At 67.4% G+C, this 19998-nt stretch carries 26 protein-coding genes; 12 read left to right on the top strand and 14 right to left on the bottom strand.

Going from position 1 to position 19998, the window contains the following annotated elements; translation table 11 throughout:
- The first annotated feature begins 5 nt into the window (after window positions 1-5).
- The 3 genes from ACLQ3J_RS06850 to ACLQ3J_RS06840 are packed head-to-tail and all read left to right on the top strand — an operon-like array spanning window position 6 to window position 1865.
- Window positions 6-515, top strand: coding sequence for a DUF2505 domain-containing protein (locus ACLQ3J_RS06850; protein ID WP_169619370.1), 510 nt, complete (start codon window positions 6-8; stop codon window positions 513-515).
- A gap of 53 nt (window positions 516-568) precedes the next feature.
- Window positions 569-1069: a DUF2505 domain-containing protein gene (locus ACLQ3J_RS06845; RefSeq protein WP_378528535.1), complete on the top strand. Its 501-nt coding sequence runs from the start codon at window positions 569-571 to the stop codon at window positions 1067-1069.
- A gap of 7 nt (window positions 1070-1076) precedes the next feature.
- Window positions 1077-1865 carry a class I SAM-dependent methyltransferase gene (locus ACLQ3J_RS06840; protein ID WP_169651285.1) on the top strand — a complete coding sequence of 263 codons (789 nt, stop codon included), beginning with the start codon at window positions 1077-1079 and terminating at the stop codon, window positions 1863-1865.
- 16 nt (window positions 1866-1881) lie between these two features.
- Here ACLQ3J_RS06840 and ACLQ3J_RS06835 read toward each other — a convergent pair whose 3' ends face one another.
- A complete protein-coding gene (locus tag ACLQ3J_RS06835) occupies window positions 1882-2499 on the bottom strand; it encodes a type IV toxin-antitoxin system AbiEi family antitoxin domain-containing protein (RefSeq protein WP_169619364.1) in 618 nt (205 codons plus the stop codon).
- Between the two features lie 103 nt (window positions 2500-2602).
- Here ACLQ3J_RS06835 and ACLQ3J_RS06830 point away from each other — a divergent pair, with 103 nt between their 5' ends.
- Window positions 2603-3355 carry an LmeA family phospholipid-binding protein gene (locus ACLQ3J_RS06830; protein WP_169651286.1) on the top strand — a complete coding sequence of 251 codons (753 nt, stop codon included), beginning with the start codon at window positions 2603-2605 and terminating at the stop codon, window positions 3353-3355.
- Window positions 3356-3362: 7 nt separating this feature from the next.
- On the opposite strand, the gene deoC is transcribed toward ACLQ3J_RS06830, so the two are convergent.
- Entirely contained in the window at window positions 3363-4028 is a 666-nt protein-coding gene (gene deoC, locus ACLQ3J_RS06825; RefSeq protein WP_169651287.1) for a deoxyribose-phosphate aldolase, read from the bottom strand.
- Window positions 4029-4092: 64 nt separating this feature from the next.
- Here deoC and ACLQ3J_RS06820 point away from each other — a divergent pair, with 64 nt between their 5' ends.
- The 3 genes from ACLQ3J_RS06820 to purU are packed head-to-tail and all read left to right on the top strand — an operon-like array spanning window position 4093 to window position 6470.
- On the top strand, window positions 4093-4629 hold the full coding sequence (locus tag ACLQ3J_RS06820) for a GNAT family N-acetyltransferase (RefSeq protein ID WP_169619610.1): 537 nt from the start codon (window positions 4093-4095) through the stop codon (window positions 4627-4629).
- Window positions 4626-5525 carry a class I SAM-dependent methyltransferase gene (locus ACLQ3J_RS06815; protein ID WP_422424589.1) on the top strand — a complete coding sequence of 300 codons (900 nt, stop codon included), beginning with the start codon at window positions 4626-4628 and terminating at the stop codon, window positions 5523-5525. Before ACLQ3J_RS06820 ends, ACLQ3J_RS06815 begins: the two co-directional genes overlap by 4 nt.
- Window positions 5526-5582: 57 nt before the next feature.
- Entirely contained in the window at window positions 5583-6470 is an 888-nt protein-coding gene (gene purU / locus ACLQ3J_RS06810) for a formyltetrahydrofolate deformylase (protein WP_169619356.1), read from the top strand.
- Window positions 6471-6515: 45 nt separating this feature from the next.
- Here purU and ACLQ3J_RS06805 read toward each other — a convergent pair whose 3' ends face one another.
- The 6 genes from ACLQ3J_RS06805 to ACLQ3J_RS06780 all read right to left on the bottom strand — a co-directional run bounded on the left by ACLQ3J_RS06805 (window position 6516) and on the right by ACLQ3J_RS06780 (window position 11887).
- Complete coding sequence (locus ACLQ3J_RS06805; RefSeq protein ID WP_169619354.1) at window positions 6516-7556, bottom strand: alpha/beta fold hydrolase; 1041 nt, start codon at window positions 7554-7556, stop codon at window positions 6516-6518.
- A gap of 95 nt (window positions 7557-7651) precedes the next feature.
- A complete protein-coding gene (locus tag ACLQ3J_RS06800) occupies window positions 7652-8599 on the bottom strand; it encodes an AurF N-oxygenase family protein (RefSeq protein ID WP_422424592.1) in 948 nt (315 codons plus the stop codon).
- A gap of 111 nt (window positions 8600-8710) precedes the next feature.
- Window positions 8711-9001, bottom strand: coding sequence for a DUF2516 family protein (locus ACLQ3J_RS06795; RefSeq protein WP_169619351.1), 291 nt, complete (start codon window positions 8999-9001; stop codon window positions 8711-8713).
- Between the two features lie 67 nt (window positions 9002-9068).
- Window positions 9069-9998, bottom strand: coding sequence for a heparin-binding hemagglutinin (locus ACLQ3J_RS06790; RefSeq protein WP_169619349.1), 930 nt, complete (start codon window positions 9996-9998; stop codon window positions 9069-9071).
- Window position 9999: 1 nt separating this feature from the next.
- On the bottom strand, window positions 10000-10509 hold the full coding sequence (locus ACLQ3J_RS06785) for a helix-turn-helix domain-containing protein (protein ID WP_422424601.1): 510 nt from the start codon (window positions 10507-10509) through the stop codon (window positions 10000-10002).
- Window positions 10510-10633: 124 nt separating this feature from the next.
- On the bottom strand, window positions 10634-11887 hold the full coding sequence (locus ACLQ3J_RS06780; RefSeq protein ID WP_206036429.1) for a DUF445 domain-containing protein: 1254 nt from the start codon (window positions 11885-11887) through the stop codon (window positions 10634-10636).
- A gap of 114 nt (window positions 11888-12001) precedes the next feature.
- Here ACLQ3J_RS06780 and ACLQ3J_RS06775 point away from each other — a divergent pair, with 114 nt between their 5' ends.
- The 3 genes from ACLQ3J_RS06775 to ACLQ3J_RS06765 are packed head-to-tail and all read left to right on the top strand — an operon-like array spanning window position 12002 to window position 14013.
- On the top strand, window positions 12002-12742 hold the full coding sequence (locus ACLQ3J_RS06775; protein WP_425902634.1) for a TetR/AcrR family transcriptional regulator: 741 nt from the start codon (window positions 12002-12004) through the stop codon (window positions 12740-12742).
- A gap of 56 nt (window positions 12743-12798) precedes the next feature.
- On the top strand, window positions 12799-13125 hold the full coding sequence (locus tag ACLQ3J_RS06770; protein ID WP_425902633.1) for a DUF4873 domain-containing protein: 327 nt from the start codon (window positions 12799-12801) through the stop codon (window positions 13123-13125).
- Between the two features lie 27 nt (window positions 13126-13152).
- Complete coding sequence (locus ACLQ3J_RS06765) at window positions 13153-14013, top strand: polyphosphate kinase 2 family protein (protein ID WP_425902631.1); 861 nt, start codon at window positions 13153-13155, stop codon at window positions 14011-14013.
- 63 nt (window positions 14014-14076) lie between these two features.
- On the opposite strand, the gene ACLQ3J_RS06760 is transcribed toward ACLQ3J_RS06765, so the two are convergent.
- On the bottom strand, window positions 14077-14298 hold the full coding sequence (locus tag ACLQ3J_RS06760; protein ID WP_169619340.1) for a hypothetical protein: 222 nt from the start codon (window positions 14296-14298) through the stop codon (window positions 14077-14079).
- Window positions 14299-14511: 213 nt separating this feature from the next.
- On the opposite strand from ACLQ3J_RS06760, the gene ACLQ3J_RS06755 reads away from it, so the two are divergent.
- Window positions 14512-14973: a DUF6328 family protein gene (locus ACLQ3J_RS06755; RefSeq protein ID WP_296549649.1), complete on the top strand. Its 462-nt coding sequence runs from the start codon at window positions 14512-14514 to the stop codon at window positions 14971-14973.
- A gap of 40 nt (window positions 14974-15013) precedes the next feature.
- On the opposite strand, the gene ACLQ3J_RS06750 is transcribed toward ACLQ3J_RS06755, so the two are convergent.
- The 3 genes from ACLQ3J_RS06750 to ACLQ3J_RS06740 all read right to left on the bottom strand — a co-directional run bounded on the left by ACLQ3J_RS06750 (window position 15014) and on the right by ACLQ3J_RS06740 (window position 17466).
- Window positions 15014-15568 (bottom strand): dihydrofolate reductase family protein, encoded by a 555-nt coding sequence (locus ACLQ3J_RS06750; RefSeq protein WP_296549642.1) that lies wholly within the window; start codon window positions 15566-15568, stop codon window positions 15014-15016.
- Window positions 15565-16545 carry a helix-turn-helix domain-containing protein gene (locus ACLQ3J_RS06745; RefSeq protein WP_296549641.1) on the bottom strand — a complete coding sequence of 327 codons (981 nt, stop codon included), beginning with the start codon at window positions 16543-16545 and terminating at the stop codon, window positions 15565-15567. The genes ACLQ3J_RS06750 and ACLQ3J_RS06745 overlap by 4 nt, the downstream gene beginning before the upstream one ends.
- 63 nt (window positions 16546-16608) lie before the next feature.
- Window positions 16609-17466, bottom strand: coding sequence for an SDR family oxidoreductase (locus ACLQ3J_RS06740; RefSeq protein ID WP_425902629.1), 858 nt, complete (start codon window positions 17464-17466; stop codon window positions 16609-16611).
- Between the two features lie 75 nt (window positions 17467-17541).
- Here ACLQ3J_RS06740 and ACLQ3J_RS06735 point away from each other — a divergent pair, with 75 nt between their 5' ends.
- Window positions 17542-18582, top strand: a complete 1041-nt coding sequence (locus tag ACLQ3J_RS06735; protein WP_425902628.1) for an iron-containing redox enzyme family protein — start codon at window positions 17542-17544, stop codon at window positions 18580-18582.
- A gap of 31 nt (window positions 18583-18613) precedes the next feature.
- Here the strand turns inward: ACLQ3J_RS06735 and ACLQ3J_RS06730 are convergent, their stop codons facing one another.
- Window positions 18614-18883, bottom strand: a complete 270-nt coding sequence (locus ACLQ3J_RS06730; RefSeq protein ID WP_169619336.1) for a hypothetical protein — start codon at window positions 18881-18883, stop codon at window positions 18614-18616.
- Window positions 18884-18959: 76 nt separating this feature from the next.
- A partial coding sequence (locus ACLQ3J_RS06725; protein ID WP_425902627.1) for an NAD-dependent epimerase/dehydratase family protein occupies window positions 18960-19998 on the bottom strand: 1039 nt, incomplete at its 5' end.

The following is a 19998-nucleotide window of genomic DNA, read 5'->3' as shown; positions in this document are numbered from 1 at the left end:
CCCGCATGGGCAGCCCTATCGACCACTCTGTGACCTACTCGTTCTCGCCGGCAGCGGTGCACGCGGCGTTCGTCGACCCGCAGTACTGGCACACCCGATTGACGGAGGTGGGCGGGCCCGGCGCAGCAGTGGAGTCGGTCGAGACCGGCGACGGCACCATCGACCTCACGCTGCAGCAGGCCATTCCGGCCGAGCAACTGCCGAGCGTCGTGACGAGCATCCGGCCGGGCGACCTCGTGATCCACCGCCAGGAGTCGTGGGGTCCGCTCACCGGTGACCGCGCGCAGGGCACGTTCTCCGCACGGGTCGACGGCATGCCCGGACACGTGGAGGGCACCTTCACCCTCCAGGGCGACGGCAACGAGTCGATGGTCGTGATCGAGGGCCGGGTCGAGGTGAAGATCCCTTTCCTGGGCTCCAAGATCGAAGGTCTCATCGTCGACGAACTCGTCGGCCTGTTCACCGCGGAACAGACCTTCACCGCGTCGTGGCTCGAAGGCGACCGCTCTGCCTGACGGTCCGACCACGATTTCGTCGTAGCCTGGGCCGGGCGGTACCCTGACCTGCCGTGTCCCGGCGTATCGACTACTCTGCCCGCTTCCCGTATCCACCGGAGCGGGTCTACGGGGCGCTCGCCGACCGCGACCACTGGGAAGCGCGCACCCGCGAGATGCGCAAATACTCCGAGAATCACGTCGAGGAATTCACGGTTTCCGAGAGCGGCATCCACGTCGTGCTGCACCATGTCATCCCGCGTGCCGATCTTCCCGATCTTGCCCGGACCGTCATGAAAAAAGACATGGTGATCACCCGGACGGAAAGCTACGGCCCGTTCGGCGAGTGCTCTTCGGGACGCTACGAAGCGTCCGTGCCGGCCGGCCCCGGGCGACTGACCGGCACGATGGACCTCTTCGGTCACGAGGACGGGACCACCCTGCGCACCACGTCCGAAGCAAAAGTCCATCTGCCGCTCGTCGGCGGAAAACTCGAAGACCTGATCTTGACCAATCTCGTCGAGGTGTTCGCCGTCGAAGCGGCGATCACCACCGACTGGCTCGGCCGGCAGTAGCCCGGGGGTGCGCGGACAGCGCCCGGTCGGTGTCGTCACTCGCGGCACCACCGGGATCAACAGATTGCGGCGCAGCGACCGCTGGGCGATGCACGACCCCACCGTTGTGGGCGCGCTCGCGGAGGCAGCCCATCCCCTGGTGGTCGATCTGGGTTACGGCGCGATGCCGGTCACCACGCTGGAGTTCGCGGCCCGTCTCCGGACGGTGCGCCCCGATGTGCGCATGGTGGGCCTCGAAATCGATCCCGACCGGGTGGTACCTGGGCGCGACGGGGTGGAGTTCGCGCGTGGCGGGTTCGAACTCGCGGGACTACGCCCGAACCTCGTGCGCGCATTCAACGTGCTTCGGCAGTATCCGGAAGATGCGGTGGATTCGGCCTGGGCACAGTTACGAGCCGGACTTGCCCCCGGCGGGCTGCTCATCGACGGAACCTGCGACGAACTCGGCCGCCGTTGCGCGTGGGTCCTGCTCGACGAGGACGGTCCGCTCTCGCTGACCCTGGCATGGAGTCCCTTCCATGTGTCCACGCCGTCGGATGTCGCCGAACGACTCCCGAAGGCCTTGATCCACAGGAACATCCAGGGTGAAGGCATCCACGAGTTGTTGCAGGCAGCGGATCGGGCATGGGCCACGGCCGCTCCGTACGCATCCTTCGGCCCTCGGGTTCGGTGGCGCGCGACGCTCGAGCATCTCCGCGAGCAAGGGGTGCCGGTGCAGGCGCAGCGCCGTCGCATGCGCGATTGTGTGCTGTCGGTGCCGTGGAGTGTCGTCGCCCCCGCGATGGCCCCGGTGTAAGCGAGACTGCTGCCGGTCAGCCGGCGGACAGCAATGCGAGTGCGATGCGATCGGCCACGGTGGCGGGCTCCCCTGCGACCGCGGCGTGCAGTTCGTCGGAGTCGACACGCCCGAGTGTGATCGCGTCTCCCACGAGTTCGTCGAGCACCTCCTGCGACACTCCGCCGGCCGCGAGGTCCACAGCGGTCCGCGCGGGCGTCGTGACACGGAAACATCCGACGACTTCGCAGTCCCGGTCCGACAGCACCCGATGGTGCAGCGCCAGCCGGTTGCTCGGGACCGTGCGCTGATCCAGCGTGGACAGGTGCAGGAAGCGTGGCTGCAGGTGCCCCATGCCGTGCAGGTCGGCGGCGCTCTGGTGTGAGACGACCGCGGCGCCTTCGTACCAGGCACACCACCGTGCGAATTCGTCGAACTTCGTCTGCGGACTGTCGCTCATCCGAAACAGGTCGGTGTCGATCCGGATCCACAGACCCGCTTCGATGCGGGGCCGGAAGCCGTCGGTACCGATGCCGTTCCCGGTAGCCTGACGCGCGGTGAAATACCCGGCCTGAGCCACGGCGAGCTGCCGCAACAGGCTGTCGGGATCGACCTGCCCGGATGCGCCGCTCTCTGAATCCGCCCACCCTGTCATGGTCGCCAGCCTACCGAACTCCTGTGGTGTAGCTCACAGATTCGGGCCAACGAGTGTGCGTGTGCTCATAGCTTCCTCAGACTTGTGCTGAACAATCTCGACCATGACGCAAAGGAACCGCACCCGACTCGTCACGATCGCCGTCGTTCTCGTCGCCGCCCTCGTCGCGGTACTCGTGGGCGCCGAGGTCTACGTCCGCAATCGCGCCACGACCTGCCTGGCTCAGTCGTTCGAGAGTGAACTCGGTACCGGTGTGGACGTGGACCTGAGCTGGAAACCTGTCCTGTTGCAGCTCGTCGACAAGCAGGTTCCGTCCGTCACCCTCGACAGCGACGACACCGCGTTCGGCCCAGCCGAGGAGATGCAGGTGCACGCGGTCGTCCGGAACGTGGACCTGCGAGAATCCGCGGAGGGTGCCGGCACCATCGGAAGCTCCAGCGCCGAGGTCACGTGGCCCACCAGCGGCATCCTCGCGACCGTGCAAGCGCAGTCGGTGGGCGGACTGGTCAGCGATGTCACCGCCGATCCCGCCGCCGGGACGCTGACGTTCGTCGTCGGCGGGGACGGTCTCGCGGAATTCACGGTGCGGCCCACCGTGACCGACGGAGCGGTCGCCGTCCAGACGGTCGACGCCTCGGTTCTCGGCTTCGGGTTGCCGACCTCGCTCGTGGACGGGATCGTGGAGATCCTGACCTCGGGGCTGCAGCAGTACCCGCTCGGGATGAAGGCGACCGCTGTGTCCGTCACCGACGCCGGCGTCGAACTCACCCTCGAGGGCGGCAGTTACGTGCTCCCGGAGAACCCGGAAGGAGCGCAGCAGCAGCAGGACCAGGGTTCGTGCGGCGTGCTCGTGTAACAGGCGGTCAGTCGGGCAAGCCGTCGAGGACGGCCCGGCTCCCCGAGAGCCCCAGGCGCGTCGCGCCCGCTTCGATCATGCGGACGGCGGCGTCCGCCGTGCGGATTCCGCCGCTCGCCTTGACACCGAGACGGCCACCGACCGTCTCCGCCATCAGCCGCACAGCGTGCTCGGTGGCACCACCGGCGGGGTGGAAACCCGTCGAGGTCTTCACGAAGTTCGCTCCGGCATTCGCGGCCGCGCGGCACACCTCGACGATCGCCTCGTCCGACAACGCAGCGGATTCGATGATCACCTTGAGCACTGGATCGAACCCGATCGCCTCGCGCACGGTGAGAATGTCCGCGAGAACGGCGTTGTAGTCCCCTGCCACAGCCGCGCCGATGTCGATCACCATGTCGACCTCGCGGGCCCCTTCCTCCACCGCGAGGCGGGCTTCCGCCCCTTTGATCAGCGAGTGGTGCTTGCCCGAGGGGAAACCGGCGACGGTCGCGATCACCAGGCCCTCGGCACGGAGCGGAAGCATCGAGGGCGACACGCACACCGCGTACACGCCGAGTTCCCGGGCTTCGTCGACGAGGGCGCGCACCGCCTGCGACGACGCCTCCGGAGCCAGCAGGGTGTGGTCGATCATCGCGGCGACCCGCGAGCGGGTGAGCGTGGTGTCGGACATGACGCCAGCTTTCCACACCGCAAAAGAGGTTGCCGGTCACGCGCGGTGCGGCCAGACTTGCGGGGTGATCATTCGCCGGGAACTGCCGTCGGACTCGGGTGCTGTGTACGAGGTTCATCGCCGGGCCTTCGCCGCCGTCACCCCGCCCGGCCTCGTCCCGGTCGAGCCCGGCCTCGTCGACACCCTCCGCGCCGGGCCCCACTGGCTGCCCCCGTTCTCACTGGTGTGCGAGCACGCGACGAACGGCATCGTCGGTCACGTCTGTGCGACCCGCGGCGATGTCGGCGGGTATCCGGCCCTCGCGCTGGGGCCGATCGGGGTACTCCCCGACATGGCAAGGTTCGGGATCGGTTCGGCTCTGATGCACGCTGTGCTCGGTGCTGCCGACGCGCTCGACGAGTCGATCGTCGTGTTGCTCGGCCACCTCGACTACTACCCGCGGTTCGGGTTCGTGCCCGCGGCGGATCTCGGGATCACCCCCGACGTTCCGGAATGGGCGTCGCACCTGCAGGCGCGCCCGCTCACCGGCTACCGGCCGGAGATGACGGGCGAGTTCCGGTATCCGTCCGCGTTCTACGAACTCGGCGGGGCAGGGTCGTGAACACCGAGGAGAATCGTCCACCCGATACCGGGGCGAACCACCCGGATGGCAGCGGAGTCGCCGAGACCGCGCGCACGTTCGATGCCGCGAGCACCGACTTCGAGATACTCACGCCCACCTTGTGGGGACCGGCCGGCCAGGCGCTCGTCTTCCAGCTCGGAGTCGGTGCCGGGGACACCGTCCTCGACGCCTGTTGCGGCGCCGGCGCGTCGGCTGTTCCCGCCGCGATGGCGGTCGGGCCCACCGGGCGGGTACACGGTGTCGACCTCTCCGACGACCTGCTCGAGCGCGGCCGCCTGGTCGCCGAGACCCGCGCCCTGACCAACATCGATTTCGTGTGCGCCGACGTCACCCTGTGGGAAGCGCCCTCCGACGTACCGGAAGCCGGTTACGACGCCCTCGCGATCTCCTACGGAGTGTTCTTCCTCCCGGATATGGACGCCGCGTTCTCACGGCTCGTGGGCCTGGTTCGGCCCGGTGGACGCGTGGGGGTCACGGTATGGCGGGCGGACGCGATGAGCGACCTGCGGGACGCGGTCTTCGAGGTCGCCGCCCGGCACTCCCCCGAGTTCGCCGAGCGCGCGCCGCAATACGACCGCTCACCGCTGCGCCGCATCGACACCTCGACCGCACTCGAGACGTGGCTCGCCGCCGCCGGTTCCCACTCGGTCGAGGTCCGGACGTTGTCCAACCTGATCCCGGCGACCGAGGACCTGTGCTGGGCGCTCGTCGCGGGCACCGGATGGCGGATGGCATTGTCCGGATTGGATGCGGGGCAGGTGGACTCGGTGAAGCAGGACCTGGCCGAGACGATCACCGCGCGGGGTATCCACACCGTCGACGCCACTACTCTCGTCGGCACCGCGACCGTCCGGCGCCCTCCGCCGCCGATGTGAGGCCGAAGGACCCCGTCCGCGGAAAACGGATTCGGGGCACCTGAGAGAATCGGATCCATGACGCTTGCTTCCTCGACCGACAACCGCCGCTACGTCCTGACCTTGGGCTGCCCGGACACAACCGGGATCGTCGCCCGGATTTCGACCTTCCTCGCGGACGTCGGCGGTTCGATCATGGAAGCGGCGTACCACGCCGACCAGGACAGTGGCTGGTTCTTCACACGCCAGGCTGTGCGCGCCTCGTCGATCCCGTTCTCGATCGAGGAACTGCGCGCCCAATTCGCCGCGGTCGCCGAAGCCATTGGCCCGGAAACCGAATGGACACTCTCGGACACCGGCAAGCGCAAGCGTGTCGTGCTTCTCGTCAGCAAGGAAGCGCACTGTCTGCACGACATCCTGGGCAGGGTCGCGGCCGGCGAACTCGAAGCCGATGTGTGCGCGGTCATCGGGAATCATCCGGAACTCGAGTCCGTCGCGCGTCGGCACGGCATCGATTTCCATTACGTGTCGTTCCCGAAGGACCCCGCCGAGCGGGGACCGGCGTTCGAACAGGTACGCAAACTCGTCGACGCCCACGATCCGCACGCGGTGGTGCTCGCTCGCTTCATGCAGGTGCTGCCGCAGTCGCTGTGCGAGCACTGGGCGGGTCGCGCGATCAACATCCACCACAGCTTTCTTCCGTCGTTCATCGGCGCTCGCCCGTACCACCAGGCGTTCACTCGCGGCGTGAAGCTGATCGGGGCGACCTGCCACTACGTGACCGCCGAACTCGACGCCGGGCCGATCATCGAGCAGGACGTCATCCGGGTCAGCCACAGCGACAGCGTCAACGACATGGTGCGCCAGGGCCGCGACGTCGAGAAGCTCGTGCTCGCCCGCGGATTGCGCTGGCACCTCGAGGATCGAGTTCTGGTGCACGACAGCAAGACCGTGGTCTTCAGCTGATTCCGGCCGTCCCGGCGCTCGCTTCCGCCCCTCGGCGCCGGCCGCTCAGCCGACGAGCGCCTGCGCCTTCCCCACGAGATGCAGCAGTTCGTCGTTGACGCGGTCGATCGCCTCGACCGAACTCATGTGGCCCACACCGTCGAGCACGACCAGCCGCTCGAGGTTGCCTGCTTCTTCGAGTACGGCGGCGAGTCGCCGGGCATGGACGGGCGGGGTGAGGCGATCGGCGGTGCCCACGAGGACGGTGGTCGGCACCGTGAGGTTCTGCAGGCCCTCGTGGATGTCGAGTGCACTGAGTGCGTGTCCCCAGCCGCCGCGGGTGCGCGGCGGGCAGCCGAGCACGATCTGCTGGCAGAAGGCCACTTCCGCGCCGCTCGCGTTCGGCGACAGCGCGATGTAGCGCAGCGCCCGGGTGGTCACGGACGATTCGACGAGCGGAACGGTCGCACCCATCACGCGCCGGGCGACCGGCACGGGCACCTTGGGAAAGCGCTGGGGTAGCGGCACGATCGCCGAATCCGCGACGAGATTGTCGGTGCCGGTGCTTGCCAGCAGTACACCGGCGACGCGACGGTCGACCTGGTCGGGATACTTCTCGGCCCACGCGATGATGCTCATGCCGCCCATGCTGTGGCCCGCGAGGATCGCTGTGCGCCCGGCCGGCACGGTGGCGTCGAGCACCGAGTTGAGGTCGTCGGCGAGCACGTCCGCTCCGAGAGGCCGTGCGCCCGCGTCGCTGTTGCCGTGGCCTCGCTGATCGTAGACAACCACCCGGTAGTTCTCCGCGAACGCGTTGATCTGCGGAGTCCAGTACGCCGCGTTGCACGTCCAGCCGTGGCAGAAGACCAGGGTCTGCGCCTCGGGATCCCCGTAGGCCAGTACATTCAGGCGTGCCCCGTCGTCGGTCTGGACCTCGATCGTGTCCGGCTCGAGGGACGGGGGCGAGAGAAGCGCGTGCGGCGAGACGTCTTCCGCGCGGACGACGGTGCGTCGCCGCCGCCGTGAGGCGGCCGCCCCTGCCGCGACTCCGACGGCGAGTGCCACTCCGGCTGCAATCGGCCACGTCGTACGGGACGGCTTCTTCACTGATCGTTCTCCTGTTGTGTTGTCGTGCGGGTGCGGTGGTGTACCGGGCGCCAGAGGGCCGGGCCTCAGAGGACTGTGTCTCAGAGGACTGTGTCTCAGAGGACGTGGGCCTTGCGCAGCAGAAGTGTCGACGGGCCGCCGACCAAGCCCACCTCGTCGAGGAACTCGATCGTGCGGCGGGTCCCGAGCCGCAGCCTGTCCTGGTAGTGGGTGTTCGCCCGCGCTGCGGCTTTCGCCTCGGCGACGTCCAGTCCTGCTGCGGCGTACACGCGGTCGTTCACCAGGCTGGTGACGACGAAGTAGGCGCTCACACCGAGATGGAGACGGATCCACGCGCGCTCGAGCCGTGTGGCACGCCCCGCTCGGCGCCGTGTCTCCTCGCGGGCGTAACGGATGTGCCGTGACTCCTCGACGACGTGGATGTGGCTGACCGTGCGGGTGAGTGGCTGAACCCGTTCGTCCCGCATGAAGTCGCGCTGCATCATGTCGAGGATTTCCTCGGCGAACAGGGTGCCACCGTAGGCGAGGGCGCCGTTGGCCACCGCTTTGAAGATGCGCCCGCCTTCCCGGATCCAGCGCTTGGGCCGGTACGAGGGCACGCCGAACCGCTGTGCCGACCGCGCGAACATCACGGAGTGCCGGCATTCGTCGGCGATCTCGGTGAGCCCGAACTGGACGTACGGCGTCGACGGGTCGCGGCGGTAGAGATCGCGTACGAGCATCTGCATGAGGATCATCTCGAACCAGATGCCTGTACCGGCGATGCTCGCCGCTTCATGGTTGGTGAGAGTGATGCGCTGTTCCTCGGTCATGCGTTCCCACAGGTCGGTGCCGTAGAGGCTGCACCATTCGGGGGTCATGCCGTATCTGCCCTCGAGGATGGGGGCGTCCCAGTCGATCTCGAACGCCGGATCGTAGGACAGTCGCGCGGACGACTCGAGAAGCCGCTGCGCGGTCTCCTGCCGTTCGGCGTCGTGCGTGTTGTCGCTCGTCGCGGCAGCGGCGTGGGTGTCGCGTGCTCGGTTCGTGCGGGTGAGAGTCATGGCCGACCGCCTCGTCTCGGAGATTTACCCGTTACTCGAAGTGTCATTATCTGGATCACACTTGTCAAGGCACGAGCGGTCCTGAGCGACCGGGAGCGGTGACCGAGCGGGCTACCAGCGGCGGCGCTGAACCTCTTCGACGCGCGGCCGTACATCCACGAGGTACACGCACACCGCGACGACCGCGATGATGCCGAGCAGGCCGACAGCGCCGAACAGGATCAGCACCAGCAATGCTGCGACCAGGATGCCGAGCCATACGGGCTTGGTGAGCTTGTCGACGGCGGGAAATGCTTCCTTGGGCTGGCGAACAGCATGGAAGAGCGCGAACCCGGCTCCCGCGATCGCGATGACCTGCAGTACGAGGATGATCAAACCGGCGAGAGAATCGACATTCGTCACTCCCCCAGTCTACGAGAACCGGCTCCCGCGCGGTGAGGCGCGGGAGCCGGTCGGAACGGGTCGGCCGTCAGGAGCCGCTGGACTTGCGCGGCGCGGCCTTCTTGGCGGGCGTCTTGCCTGCGGGACGAGCAGGAGCCTTGGCCGCCGGCTTCGCCGGAGCCTTCGCGGCCGGCTGTGCCGGGGCCTTCGCGGCCGGCTGCGTGGGAGCCTTCGCGGCCGGCTTTGCCGGAGCCTTCTTCGCGGGCGTCGTGGTGACGGGCGTTACCGGCTCGGGCGCCACCGCATCCTCGACCGACTCGGTGATCTCATCGGCGGTCTTGCCCACTTCGGACTTCGCCGAGTCGACGCGGTTCGCGGCGTCGGATCCGGCCTCTCGCGCCTGATCTCCGAGTTCGAGCACCCGGAGCGCGGCTTCGTCACCGGCGTCGGAGATGGCTTCGCCGACGCCTTCGCTGGTGTCGGAGATCCGGCCGGCCGCCAGACCCGCGAGCTTGGCAGCCTGTTCGCCGACCGCACGCGTCTGGCGCGCCACTGTTCCCAGCGTTTCTTCGGTGAGCTCGACGGCATCTCCGAACGCTGCCTCGGCCCGCTCGAGACCTTCTTCGACGGCGGGTTGCTTGCGGAGGCGCTCGATGGTCTGCTCGCCACGCTCCGCGAGAGCGGTGTAGAGGTCGGACGCCACCTTGAGGTACGCCTCGGCCACGCTGCGCAGCTCGTCGGCGGTGAATCGCTCTCGCAGCTCTGCGATGTCTTCGGGGAGTTCGGAGGGCAGACCCGCGAGGCGTTCCCGGAGGGACTCGACGGTCTCGGTCAGGTCGGCAGGAAGGGTGTTGAGCTTCTCGCGCGCGGTCCCGACGCGGTCGTTCACGTCGACCTGTGCGTTTTCGGCGCGCTCGCGAACCTGCGCGACGACGTCGGCCACCGCGTGCACGACGGCATCGCCTGCGCCGACGGCCGCGAAGAGTGAGGTACGGATTGCTGCGTTCGGATCGGTCATGTCAGTTCTCCTCGTCGAAGTCTGTCTGGTGCCGGATGTCGCTCCCGGCTTCTGGTGCCGTCTCGGTGAGAGCCGCCTGGTTCTCACGGCAGAACGAGTCGTAGATGTCGAACAGAACTTGCCGCTGCCGCTCGGTCAGGAGCGGATCTCCCAGAAGCGCATCCCGAAAGGCACTCTGGGGCCGGTCTTCGAGAATTCCGGCCCGCACGTAGAGCACCTCGGCCGACAACCGGAGCCCCTTCGCGATCTGCGCGAGCACTTCGGCCGAAGGCTTGCGCAAGCCACGCTCGATCTGACTCAGGTACGGGTTGCTGACGCCGGCCAGCTTCGACAGCTGCCGAAGCGAAACCTGCGCTCCTTCTCGCTGCGCCCGAATGAAGCTTCCGATGTCCTGCGCAGCAGAATTCACCACGCGTGCCGCAATATCCCCCGGCCCGGCGCTGCTTCCGTCCGCGACACCGTCGCCGGTGTCGGGGCGGTCGCTCGGGTTCCCGGTACTGCTCGGGCTCACTGCACTGCTCGCACTCTTGCCGGTGCCCGGGCGGGGGTCGTCTCGACTGTCATCGGTGGACACGACTCTCACGGTACGCACGGGTGCTAGCTGTAGCAAGCACCCTGCTAGCAAGTGACCGGGATCACGCGAACAGCAGCTCCGAGATCGTGTAGATGGCGAGACCCGCCAAGGAACCGACCACGGTGCCGTTGATACGGATGAACTGCAGGTCCCGGCCCACCGCGAGTTCGATCTTGCGACTCGCTTCTTCCGCGTCCCAGCGCTCGACGGTCTCGCGGATCACCGAGGTGATCTCGTCGGCGTAGTTGGACGCGACGAAGCGCACCGCGTCGAGCAACCAGCCGTCGACCTTCGTGCGCAACTCGTGATCCTCCCGCAGCCGGACACCGAGAGCCATGACGTTCTCGGCGACCTTCGTGCGCAGCGTGCTGTTCGGATCGTCGACCGAATCGAGAATCATCCGCTTCGCGGTACGCCACGTAGCGCCCGCCAGCTGGGTCACTTCGTCGCGGCCCATGATCTCGGCCTTGACCTTTTCGGCTTTGGCGATCGTCGCCGGGTCGCTCTGCAGATCACGTGCGTAGTCGGCGAGGAACTTGTTGACCGCCAGGCGCACTTCGTGGTCCGGGTTGGATCGGACCTTCCATGTGAACTCCACGAGTTCACGGTGGATCCTCTCTCCGAGCAGCAGGTCGACGAACTTCGGCGACCACGACGGGGAATCCCGGCTGATGACCCGGTCGATTGTTTCCTGGCTGCCCATAGCCCACTGGTGTGCGCGTTCGGCCAGCATCTCCACCAGGGGCAGATGCCGATTTTCTTCGACGAGTTCGGAGAGCACGCGCCCGAGCGGCGGTCCCCATTCCGGTTCCGCGATCCGCTTGACGATCGTGTTGTCGATGATCTGCTGGATGTCGTCCTCGCGCAGCACACCGACCACTCCACGCAGGACCGTGGAGGTTTCCTTCGCGACGCGCTCCGCGTGCGCCGGTTCGGCCATCCATGTCCCGACACGCAGGGGAATCTGCGCCGATTCGACTTTCGCCGAGACCACCTCGGGCGCCAGGAAATTGGTGCCGACGAACGAACTCAGGCTCGCGCCGAGCTGATCCTTCTTCTTCTTGATGATCGCGGTGTGCGGGACGGGAATGCGCATCGGATGCCGGAACAGCGCGGTGACGGCGAACCAGTCGGCGAGCGCGCCGACCATCCCGGCCTCCGACGCGGCGCGCACATACCCCACCCACGGACCCGCCCCGCGGGTCTCCTGCCATCGACAGAACAGGTAGATGACGGCAGCCACGACCAGGAACCCGGTTGCGACCGTCTTCATCCGGCGGAGGTCGCGGCGTTTGACGTCATCATCGATATTCATGAACTGCACCCCTCGATTGTGCCCAAGTTCTGCCCTGCGGGCGCGAATGCGCGACGCATGACCGGTGCGGGCGAGGCGCTCACCGTAGACTGAGCCGACGATCGAACCGAACGGATGTGCCGCACAGTGTCAAGCAACCTGCCCCAGACGCCTTCGTCCTCCCGCACCACCGAGGACCTACCGACGAAGCAGGACGGCCGTAAACGCCGGTGGCACGAACACAAGATCGCCCGGCGCGAGGAGCTCGTGGACGGCACCATCAACGCCATCCGGGCGCGCGGGCACGACATCGGCATGGACGAGATCGCGACCGAGATCGGCGTCTCCAAAACCGTTCTGTACCGGTACTTCGCCGACAAGAACGACCTGACGAGCGCGACGATGATGCGGTACGTCGAGACGATTCTCGCCCCGCGCATCTACGCCGCTGTCGCCGAGGATCTCGACGAATACGCACTGACCCGAGTGGCGATCTCGGCGTACGTCGAAACGGTCGGCACCGATCCCGAGGTCTACCTGTACGTCATGTCGAACAGCTCGTCGGCGAGCCGTGACGTGGTCGCCGACTCCGAACGGATGATCGCCGAACTGGTGGCGACCGTCCTGGGCGAGCGGCTTCGTCTGCTCGAAATGGACTCGGGCGGGTCGGTGCCCTGGGCGTACGGCATCGTCGGTTCGATCCAGCTCGCCACGCACTGGTGGATTTCGAACAAGTCGATGACAGCCGAGGACCTGATCGACTACCTCACGATGATGGTGTGGGGCGGCATCACGGGAATTGCCGCAGTGGCGGGTTCGCCGAAGCGGTTCAAATCCCAGCCCCATCCGCTGCTGCCCGAGGATCCGGCGCGCTGAACGGACATCCCCGAACCGCTTTACTGTTACCAAGAGTTGCACGTATAGTCCGGGGCATGTCAGAGCCTGATACCGACCACGACGACGCCGCCGGCTACCGAGGGCCCGCCGACGTCGTGGTGGCCGACGAGCGTGCGACGATCGACGTGCAACTGTCGGGCCGCTTCGATCCCCTGCTCGGCCGCCATGTGTGGCGCGGCAGGCTACGACGCCTCGCGGTGTCGCTCCCGCCCGGAACCGAACTCCGTCCCGGAACCGAGGTGACCATCACGGTGCCCGGATCCGACGGGCCGGCAGTCGCCCGCATCACCGAAACGGACCTGTGGGGCAGTCACATGGTCGACGGCATCTCCAGGCCGCCCTACGGAGACCATCCCGCCTGATCCCTCGCCGTATGGCAGGCTCGTCGCATGGGAACGAAAAACGAAGCGCCCTGGCACACTCCGGTGGTCGAGGCGTTGCGAGCAGGTCCCGGAACCCGCGTCGCCGAACTCGACACGAACAGCACACCGGGATTCGACGGTGACAAGGCCCTCGGGGAACGCCTCCTCGAGGAACGCGGCGCGGTCCTGTCCGACCTGCAAGGAAAGCTGTTCGCCAACGGACGCGGCGGAGACCCCCGGTCGGTGCTGCTGATCCTGCAGGGGATGGACACCGCAGGCAAAGGCGGCATGGTGCGCCACGTCATCGGCCACGTCGATCCCCAGGGAGTCGACCACACCGCGTTCGGAGTCCCCACACCCGAAGAGAAGCGCCACCATTTCCTGTGGCGCATCAACAAAGCCCTTCCCCGAGGTGGCCAGCTCGGCGTGTTCGACCGGTCGCATTACGAAGACGTACTCGTCGCGCGGGTGCGATCCCTCGTTCCCGAGAATGTCTGGCGCAGGCGGTACGACGAGATCAACCAGTTCGAGCGGGAGATCACCGACACCGGAACCACCATCGTGAAGGTGGCCTTGTTCGTCTCGCTCGACGAGCAGAAGAAGCGGCTCACGGAACGGCTCGAGCGACCCGACAAGTACTGGAAATACGACCCGTCCGACGTGACCGAACGAGCCGTCTGGCCGCAGTACCAAGAGGCCTACCAGGACATGCTCGACAAGACGAACACCGACCTCGCGCCGTGGTACGTCATTCCGTGCGACCGCAAGTGGTACAGCCGTATTGCCGTCACAGAGTTGCTGATCGACGCGTTCGAGCGGCTCGACCTGGACTGGCCCGAACCGACATTCGATATCGAGGTCGAGAAACGGCGACTCGCGGAGGCCTGACCGGCCACCGCGAGTTGTGATTGCACGTCAGAAGCTGTGGGCCTGTCAGAAGAGGGAGGCCCGTCAGAAGAGGTGTGGCGTGTCGAGGTGTTTCCTGCGGTCTCGCCGGACGGTTCCGGCCATCATTCCGACTGCCAGCGCCAAGGCCACGAACACCGCGACGGTGCTGGCCAGAGCCCCTGCCTCGTGGCCGCTGCCCGCGGCGAACAGCGCCAGGGCGATCATCAGTACTGCGATCAGCACCAATCCGTATCCGACCCACGCGACAAAAAGGTTGAGCTTCATGGCCGAACTCCCTCCCAGCGGGTGGTGTCATCCGTCCCCGCCGACGCTACCCGCGCGTGAGCGAGGTCACAAGGTGGCACCATACGATCGTATGTACGCTCCGCGCTCTGCGCTCCCCCCGGTCGCCCCGTGACCACCCCGGACGACACGGGTGACCCCGGTTCCAGGTTCGGTCGCGAGGCGGTAGGCCCGGACGGGCGCAACGAGACGCCCATCGAACGCCTCGACCGGAACTGGTCGAACCTCCTCCAGGAACTGCGGGTCGTGCAGACCGGCGTCCAGGTGCTCACCGGCCTGCTGCTCACCCTGCCGTTCCAGGCCCGATTCGACGACCTGTCCACATATCAGTACGGCGTCTACCTCGTGACGTTGCTCGCCTCCGTCTTCGCTACGGTGTTCCTCGTCGCGCCCGTCGTGATGCATCGCATTCTGTTTCGCCGCGGACAACTTCCGCGACTCGTTGCCACCGCGCACGTGTTCACGCTCGCCGGCATCGTCTTTCTCGGTGTTGCCCTCACCGGCGCAGTCGTCCTCGTGGTCGGAATCCTTCTCGGTGACATCGTCGCCCTCATCATCGGAGGAGTGACCACCCTGCTGTTCGTATGGGCGTGGTTGCTGTACCCGTGGCGGTTCCGGGTCCGTTCCCGGCCACACAGCCCGATCGACGGGTCCTGAGCCTCGCTGTCGTCGGCGCGCCGGTTCCTGGTGAGCGCTGTCAGTCCGCGTCGCGCAGCACGTCGTAGCGAAGCACCGCGAACTCTCCGTTGCGATCGAGTTCTCTCAATCGCATCTCGACGTGCCGCGGCAGCAAGGGTTTACCCGCACCGATCGTCACCGGAGCAATGGAGACGATCACTTCGTCCAGCAGACCGTGCTCGGCGAACTGGCCCGCCAGATCCCCGCCACCGACCATCCACAGGTCCCGCCCACCGGCCGCGTCGGCCATCTCGGCGTAGACCTCGCGGACGTCGCTCTGCGTGAAGCGGATGTCCCCCGGCCCGTTCGGTCCGCTCGCGACGGGAAGGTCACCTCGGTGCGTGAACACCCAGCACGGAATGTCGTACTCCCATTTGTCGACTCCCTCGTGGTCGAGCACCCAGCGATAGGTCGTGGATCCCGTCACCATCGCTCCGATCCCCGCGATGAACTCCTGATACCCGGCAGGGCCTCCCTCGTCGGTCTCTCGTGAAAGCAGCCAGTCGAGCGAATCATCCACTGTTGCAAGGAAACCGTCGAGAGTACTTGCGGTGAAATAGCTCATGCGGGTCATGGCATGGTCCTTTCCGATCCGGGTGCGAAGGCGGCAGAAGTGAAGTGCCAGTCGAGGGGATCGCCGTGGTCGACGCTGCGGCCGGCGGCGCGGAGCATGTGACGGACGAGTTGCCTCCGATGCGCCGAGAACGTGAGCACGTGTGCGACGACTCCACCGAGGACGAAGCTCTGCGGCGGTTCACAGAGTGCGTCGATCAGCCGGTCGCCCCATGCTCCGCGGCGGTCGATGTCCCGCACGGCGTCGGCCCATCTCGTCGCGACCTCGTCGAACCGGCGGAGGAGGGATTCCGGGTCGTGCCCACCACGGTCGGGTTGGTCGTCTCCCGCCATCGATGCGAGCCAGATCTCCTTGGTCCACACGAGATTCCCGAGCACGCGTCCGATCGACTCCTCCGGACCGTCCCATTCGAGCACCACGAGTCCGGGAAAACGATTGCGCTCGTATTCCGGCTCGTCGAGTTCTCGGGCGAGTTCGAGCAGCGCACGCGTGTCGTCGAGGTCGTGATGCACGAGGTGCGCCACGACCTCCGAGCCGGAATGCCTCCCGGCGGAGACGGTCCCGTCCTCGAGCCACAGGTTCATGGGCGGGTGGAAATGCACTCCGTTCGGTGCCGTGAGCCAATGAGCACGACCGTCCTGCGACGACGTCCTCGTCGTCGCACTGGGCGGATATCCGTACGCGCGTGCATACGCGCGCCCGAACCCTTCGACGCTGCTGTAACCGGCCCCGAACGCGGCATCGGTGACACCGGCGCCGTTGGCCAGTTGCCAGGCCGCGCGTTCGAGCATCACTCTCCGCCGCAGGGCCACCGGGGACTCCCCGGTACCGACACCGAACTGGCGTGTGAAGTGCCAGGGGGACGCGTACGCCCCCTGCGCCATCTGTTCGAGGTTGACGTTGTTCTCGTCGAGCACCGCGTCGAGGAGTTCACGTAAGCGGTCGCGCCGGGGCTCGGACAGCCGGGTTTCGGACATAGGACAAGTCTGACGACCTTCGTGCGGTCGCGCTTGACCGTTCTTGCCGAATCCGGCCGACAGTCACCCGGGCAGCGTCTCACCGCCGATAGGAGCCAGCACTTCCCCGCTGTAATAGGAGGACATCGTCGCCGAGGCGAAGAAGACGTACGACGGCGCGATCTCGTCGGGTTGCGCGGCCCTGCCGTACGGTGCCTGCTGACCGAACTCGGACACCTTCTCCGCGTCCATCGTCGCGGGAATCAGCGGGGTCCACACCGGTCCCGGCGCGACACAGTTGACTCTGATCCCCCGGTCGCTCAGTGCCTGCGCGAGCGAATAGGTCAACGCGATCACGGCGCCCTTGGTCGCCGAGTAGTCGATCAGTGTCTTGTTCCCGCGAAGCCCGTTGATCGAGGCGGTGTTGATGACGACGCCGCCCCGGGGAAGGTGCGGCAGCGCCGCCTTGGTGACATGGAAGAAGCTGTCGATATTGACGGCGAAGGTCCTTCGCCACTGTTCGTCGTCGAGTTCCGCGAAGTCGTCGACCGGCTGCTGGGTACCGACATTGTTGACGACGATCTCCAGACCGCCCATGGCGGCCGCGGCCTCGGCGACAACCGTGCGGCAGTGAGCCGGGTCCGCGAGATCTCCCGGGTACAGGTGACATGCGCGTCCTTCCGCCTCCACGAGAGCGGCGGTGTGCTCGGCATCCTCCTGTTCCTCCAGGTAGGCGATCGCCACGTCCGCACCTTCCTTCGCGAAGGCCACCGCGACCGCCCGGCCGATCCCGGAGTCACCACCGGTGATCAACGCTCGCCGGCCGGCGAGCAAGTCCCTGCCGCGATAGTCGCGCATCTCGTCGCGGGGGCGTTCCGCCATGTCGGTCGTATCGCCCGGATAGTCGATGGTGTGCGGTTTCCGTTCCTTGTCGTCTGCCATAGCGAGCGGTTACCCCCTGCGCCGGTGGGCACACGTATCCGTTTCCGCCGGGCCCGCCAGGGGTAACCGGCACGTATGTCTGATGTGATCCGGCCGTGTGACCTGTCCGCCGCTTCTCTGCCGACCCCGCGGGGGCCGATCTCCGCCGCCGTCGTCGAACGGCTGGCCCGTCCCGCCGACGCCGCGGCCTGGCAGATCGCAGTCGGTGAGCCCGACCCGTACGGCGACGACGTGCAACTGGCCCTGACCGTGCTCTACGAGTTGCACTACCGCGGTTTCGACGGTGTCGACGCGTCGTGGGAGTGGGCGCCGGGACCCCTGGGACTGCGCGCCGACCTCGAGCGTCTGTTCCTCGCACAGTTGCGCGCCGACGTCCCGGTCGGCGACGACACGGACGCGACGTTCGACGCGCTCTACCGCGAGCCGAAGGACGCCTGGGGCGTGTCGCACGAACTGGCGGAACGCGGCACCTGGGACCAGATCCGCGAGTTCTTCGTACACCGCTCGATCTACCACCTGAAGGAAGCGGATCCGCACGCGTTCGCCATTCCTCGCCTGCGGGGACGTGCGAAAGCGGCACTCGTCGCGGTCGAGTTCGACGAATACGGCGGTGGTCGCGCCGACAGGATGCACTCCCGCCTGTACGCCGATCTGCTGAAAGCGGCCGACCTCGACGAGAGCTACCTCGGCTATCTCGACGCCGTGCCGGCCGTCACCCTCGCGACCGTCAATTTCATGTCGCTGTGCGGGCTGCACCGGGCGCACATGCCGATGCTCGTGGGGATGTTCACCGCTGCGGAGATCACCACGGCTCCGAGTGCCCGGCGGATGGCGTCGGCCCTGGAACGTCTCGGCGCAGACCCCGCGTGCGTCACGTTCTACACCGAGCACATCGAAGCGGATGCCGTGCACGAACTGGTGCTTCGGCACGACGTGGTGGGTGACATGATCGCGGCCGACCCCCGCTGCGCGAGCGACATCGTGTTCGGCGCGGAGGCCGCGGAGTTCCTCGAAGGCCGCCTCGCACACCACCTGCTGGACAACTGGTCGAAGGGTTCGACGACGCTTCGTGCGTCCCTCGACGACATCGCTCCGGTGGACCAGCCCGTGAGCTGATCCACCGGAGCGGTCCGACGGGTAAGCCGCGTCAGTCGAGGACGCCCGGCTCGTGGGTCGGGGTTCCACCCGAACCGTGGAGCCGGCGGTGACGGAAATTGATCGTGATCAACGCCGCGCCGGCCGAGAGGAGCGCCGCAGCGATGACGACGGCAACCACCGTCCAGCCGGCGAACCCGTCTCCTGCAGCGAAGAGCGCCATGGCGACGACAGCAATGCTGGCAAGAACGCACGCGTAGCCGATCCATCCCGCTACCCGGGAGCCGGTGGTCGGCGGCTCGTGCCTCGATGTGTTGGTCATAGTGGTTTGTACCCCTTCGTGCGGCCCGACAAAACTCGGGCAATCGAGAAACAGGCTCCCCCGCAGTGTGATCCGGTCAAGGCGGAATCCGGCGTCCGATCGGACCACGTCCGAGAAGCACAGCGAGGAGTTCCCGCGCGGAGCGCGCACGCAACACCGGACTGCAGGTTCCACCACGCGCACGCATGCCGGCGATCGTCTCCGCCCAGACGGCGGGACCGGAATGCCGCGGCGCCCAGCCGAGCACTGCGGACGCCCGCTCGCATCCGAGCATGGGGGTGGCGTATGCCAGGTCGACCCAGCTTCCCTGAACCGGCTGAAGCCGGGCGTGCCAACCGGCGTCGGCCACCGCGGAGAGCAGCCGTGCGGGAACGTGGACGGTAGAGCAACCGAACGGTGCGGCGAAGTCCTCGGCGCCGACGGGCACCGGCGAGGCCAGGTTGACCGCGCCCACAGCACGACGTCGGAGTGCCGAGTCGATTGCCGCGGCCACATCGTCGGCATGCACCGCGGGGATCGTGAGCCTCCGGTCGACGGGCAGCACCGGGACGTGGCGGGTGATCGCGGACGGCACCGCGTCCGGCAGCACGTATCGGGCGAGACCCGACCCCGCTGCGTATTGCCCGATGAATCCCGGGCGTAGCCGCAGCAGATCCGGCGCACCGGGCGCACCCGACAATTCGTCGAGCACCCTTTCGGCCGCCACCTTGTCCACGCTGTAGGCACAGCCGGGTATTCCCGTCGTCGGCCAGGACTCGTCGACGGGCCGGCCGTACGATCCCGGCGAGTACGCCGCGCCGGAGGACATGTGCAGCACGTGCGGTACGCCGGCGTCCGCTGCCGCCGAATACACGGCGCGTGTTCCCTCGACTGCGGTGCGCCGCAAGTATTCTCGCCGGTGCGACGGCTGGAATCCCCAGGCAAGGTGGACGACGGCATCGGCGCCGGACATCTGCCGCCGCAGCACCCCGTACGACTCGGGCTCCGCGAGGTCGACGCGACACCAGCGCGCAGAAAGATAGGGGCCGCGCGCCGGAGGTATCCGGCGGGCCGCCCCCCTGGAGTGGGGGGGGTGGGGGCACCGCGCGCGACCCCCCCCCCCCCCGGGACCCCCC

Source organism: Rhodococcus sp. DT1 (assembly GCF_049844875.1).
Classification (GTDB): Bacteria; Actinomycetota; Actinomycetes; order Mycobacteriales; family Mycobacteriaceae; genus Rhodococcus.
The sequence above is the reverse complement of the archived record's forward strand: the minus strand, read 5'-3'. Positions and strand labels throughout refer to the sequence as shown.